Genomic DNA, 3,913 nt, shown 5'->3' with positions numbered 1-3,913 from the left:
CCTCTCCCGGAGGGAGAGGGGGCAAGACGCCGAGAGCTGCAAGCGGGTGCAAGCGAGATAAAAAGAAAGGGAGCCGGTCAGGCTCCCTTTGATCTGGTGATGCAACGATGGCTGCTATGCGTAATGTGGATACGCAGCCGGATCACTCACGGCCAGTGGCATTTGACCCATGCCGCCCCTTATCGATTGGTCGCAGTCTTCATTCCTTCCACAAACTCTTTCAGACGAGTGAGCATATGTTCCGGGTTCTGGTGGTGGGTCTCGATGATCTTCACCACGGCGGAGCCGGAGATGGCACCGGCGGCGCCAGCGGCAATGGCTTCACGCACCTGAGCAGGTTCGCTGATGCCAAAGCCGAGCAGGGCGGGGGGGGCGTTGAACTCGCGCAGGGTATTGATCAGCCCCTCCACCGGCATGCCGGCCTTGGTCTCGGCACCGGTGACGCCGGCGCGGCTCACCAGATAGGTGTAACCATTGCCGAGCTCCGCCACCTGTTTCAGGGTCTCGGCGTCGCCATTGGGCGGGGCGATAAAGATGCTGTCGATGCCGAACTTGTCGGCGGCCGCCTTGTAGGGGGCGCACATCTGCACCGGCACGTCGGCGACCAGCACCGAATCCACGCCTGCCTGCTGGCACTTCTCGTAGAAGCCATCAATTTTGCGCACATAGACCAGGTTGGCGTAGACCAGCAGGCCAATGGGCAGCTGCGGGTACTTGGCGCGGATGCGGCCAAGCAGCTCGAAGCAGTCGTCCGGGGTGGTGTGGCTGGCAAAGGCACGCAGGGCGGCGCCCTGAATGGTGGGGCCATCCGCTACCGGATCGGAGAAGGGAATGCCGAGCTCAAGGGCATCGGCGCCCCCTGCGACCAGCGCATCGACGATGGCCAGCGACAATTCGGGAGTGGGGTCACCCAGCATCACGAACGGCACAAAGGCGCCCTGATTGGCTTCATCCAGACGGGAGAAGAGTTGTGCGTAACGGTTCATGACAAGGTTCCTTCTTTCTCGATGCTTTCTGTTTCCAAGATGTCAGCCACGGTGAAGATATCTTTGTCGCCACGGCCGGAGAGGTTGACGATGAGCACCTGCTCTTTTTCCGGTTCACTGCGGGCCATCTTGAGGGCGTGGGCCAGTGCGTGGGAGGACTCCAGCGCCGGGATGATGCCTTCGGATTTGGCCAGCTCCTGGAAGGCGTCCAGCGCCTCCTTGTCGGTCACCGAGGGGTACTCGGCGCGGCCGATGGCGGCCAGATGGGCGTGTTGCGGGCCGACGGAGGGGAAGTCCAGCCCCGCCGAGACAGAGTAGGACTCCTGGATCTGGCCCTGAGTGTCCTGCATCAGGTAAGAGTGCATGCCAAAGAAGACCCCCTTGCTGCCGTGACCCAGCGGCGCACCGTGCTCGCCACTCTCGATGCCGTGACCACCCGGCTCGACGCCGATGAGGCGCACCGACGGCTCATCGATAAAGTCGGCAAACATGCCGATGGCGTTCGACCCGCCGCCGACGCAGGCGATCACCGCATCGGGCAAGCGCTCTTCTTTCTCGAAGCACTGGGCCTTGGCCTCTTCGCCGATCATCTTCTGGAACTCCCGCACGATGGTGGGGAAGGGGTGCGGGCCGGCGGCGGTGCCGAGCAGGTAGTGGGCCGACTCGTAGTTGGCGGCCCAGTCGCGCAGCGCCTCGTTGCAGGCATCTTTCAGAGTGGACGAGCCGGAGTGCACCGGAATGACGGTGGCGCCCATCAGCTTCATGCGAAATACGTTCGGTTTCTGGCGCTCGCAATCCTTGGCGCCCATATAGACCCGGCACTTGAGGCCGAGCAGGGCGCAGGCCAGTGCAGTGGCCACGCCGTGCTGACCGGCGCCGGTCTCGGCGATGATCTCGCTCTTGCCCATCCGCTTGGCCAGCAGCGCCTGCCCCAGCACCTGGTTGGTCTTGTGGGCGCCGCCGTGCAGCAGATCTTCACGCTTCAGATAGAGGCGGGTCTTGGTGCCCTTGGTCAGATTGCGGGTGAGGGTGAGGGGGGTCGGGCGACCGGCATACTCGGTCAGCAGGGACTGAAACTCGGCGATAAAGGCCGGATCATCCTTGGCATCGACAAAGGCTTTCTCCAGCTGGAGCAGGGCCGGGATAAGGATTTGGGGTACGTACATACCGCCAAATTCACCGAAAAACGGGTTGAGCAGGGTCATGGCTTCTTCCTTGTATTAGCTAAATCGAAACATCAAAAAGGGTTGCGTTACAGGTTGCGCAGTGCGCCGAAGGCGGCTGCTATCTTGTGCGCATCCTTCTGGCCCGGGGCACTCTCCACCCCGGAGTTGAAATCAAGGCCGAGGCAGCCTACTTGCGCCGCCTGCAGGGCGTTGTCGGGATTAAGGCCGCCCGCCAGCATCAGCTTGGCTTTATCGAGATGGGCCAGTAGGGCCCAGTCGAACGCCTGACCAGTACCGCCGCTCTGGCTGCCGACTTTTGTATCCAGCAGCAGCCGATCCGCCGGGTAGTCGAGGGCGGGCAGCGGCTCGCCGCTTTCTTTGCCAAGAGAGATGCCGACCGCTTTCCAGATCTGGCAGCCAGCGGGCAGCAGTGGGCGCAGGGTATCGATATAGGCGGCATCCTCATCCCCATGCAGCTGCACTGCAGAGAGCCCCAGCGCATCCACCGTCTTGGCAATGGTGGCGGGCTGGGCATTGCGAAATACCCCCACATAGGCGAGCGGCGCACCTGCCATCACGGCGCGGGCGGCGGGGATGTCTACATAGCGCGGGCTTTTGGCCACAAAGATAAGACCGCCGAACACCGCGCCCGCCTGATGGGCGGCGGCGGCATCTTCGGCGCGGGTGAGGCCGCACACCTTGTTCTGGCCCAGTATCAGCTTGCGTACAGCCGCTTCCAAATCCGGCTCGGCCATCAATGACGAGCCCACCAGAAAGCCCTTGGCGTGGTGGCGCAGATCCGCCACCTGAGCGCGGTGATTGATGCCGGACTCGCTGATCACCACCCGATCGCTCGGAATATCTTTAGCCAGCTGTTTGGTGCGGTTGAGATCGACGCTCAAGTCGCGCAGATCCCGGTTATTGATGCCAATCACCGGTGCCCCCAGCGCGATGGCGCGGGTCAGCTCCTCCTCGTTGCTCACCTCGGTGAGCACGCCCAGCCCCAGCGCCTTGGCCACCGCGAACAGGGCACGATACCCCTCGTCGGTGAGCACCGAGAGCATCAGCAGGATGGCGTCCGCCTGATAGTGGCGGGCCAGATAGACCTGATAGGGGTCAATCATGAAATCCTTGCAGAGCACCGGCTGCGATACGCGGCTGCGCACCCGCGGCAAAAAGGCAAAATCCCCCTGAAAGAACTTCTCGTCGGTCAGCACCGAGATGGCGGTGGCGTATTTGCCATAGATGTCGGCGATGGCCTCCGGGCTGAAATCGTCGCGGATCAAGCCCTTGGAGGGAGAGGCCTTCTTGCACTCCAGAATAAAGCGGGTGGAGCCCGCCTTGAGCGCGCCGACGAAATCCCGATCGCTGGGGGTCAGCGCGCACTGGAAGCTCTCCAGCGGCTGGGCCAGCTTGCGGGCGGCAACCCACTCCTGCTTGGCCGCCACGATTTTGCCGAGGATGGTCTGGCTGATGGAGGCCATGTTCAGAAATGCATGGGGGGCAATAAGGTTTGACATCTCGTTATCCTTGCGAAACTGGCTCTTGCCCTGCGGGCGTTCTGAATGACTGCTGTGCAATGTGGTGGCTGACATCATGCCTCCTGCTGGCCCGCATTCTGATGGCTTAAAGTGGCGAGCCGGGCGGCGAGATCCGCCGTCTTGCCGCTCGCCAGCACCGCCAGCACCTCGGCCGCCGCGCTCTTGAGATCCTTCGCCTTGCCCGCCATCAGCAGCAGTGGCGCCACATTGGCGGCGATGG

Annotated in this window: 3 protein-coding genes and 1 pseudogene; all 4 read right to left on the bottom strand. The window is 62.9% G+C overall.

Going from position 1 to position 3,913, the window contains the following annotated elements:
* Positions 1 to 179 precede the first annotated feature (179 nt).
* Positions 180 to 986, bottom strand: a complete 807-nt coding sequence (gene trpA / locus AB5Y82_RS08410; protein WP_368173865.1) for a tryptophan synthase subunit alpha — start codon at positions 984 to 986, stop codon at positions 180 to 182.
* Positions 983 to 2,191 (bottom strand): tryptophan synthase subunit beta, encoded by a 1,209-nt coding sequence (trpB, locus tag AB5Y82_RS08405; RefSeq protein ID WP_368173864.1) that lies wholly within the window; start codon positions 2,189 to 2,191, stop codon positions 983 to 985. Before trpB ends, trpA begins: the two co-directional genes overlap by 4 nt.
* Positions 2,192 to 2,238: 47 nt before the next feature.
* Complete coding sequence (gene trpCF / locus AB5Y82_RS08400) at positions 2,239 to 3,747, bottom strand: bifunctional indole-3-glycerol-phosphate synthase TrpC/phosphoribosylanthranilate isomerase TrpF (RefSeq protein WP_368173863.1); 1,509 nt, start codon at positions 3,745 to 3,747, stop codon at positions 2,239 to 2,241.
* Positions 3,747 to 3,913: pseudogene (locus tag AB5Y82_RS08395) on the bottom strand (anthranilate phosphoribosyltransferase); the annotation flags it as partial. The pseudogene AB5Y82_RS08395 and the gene trpCF, both read right to left, overlap by 1 nt.

The organism is Aeromonas sp. s13, from assembly GCF_040907905.1.
GTDB classification, from domain to species: Bacteria; Pseudomonadota; Gammaproteobacteria; order Enterobacterales; family Aeromonadaceae; genus Aeromonas; species Aeromonas veronii.
This window is presented reverse-complemented; position numbering and strand designations above follow the sequence as displayed.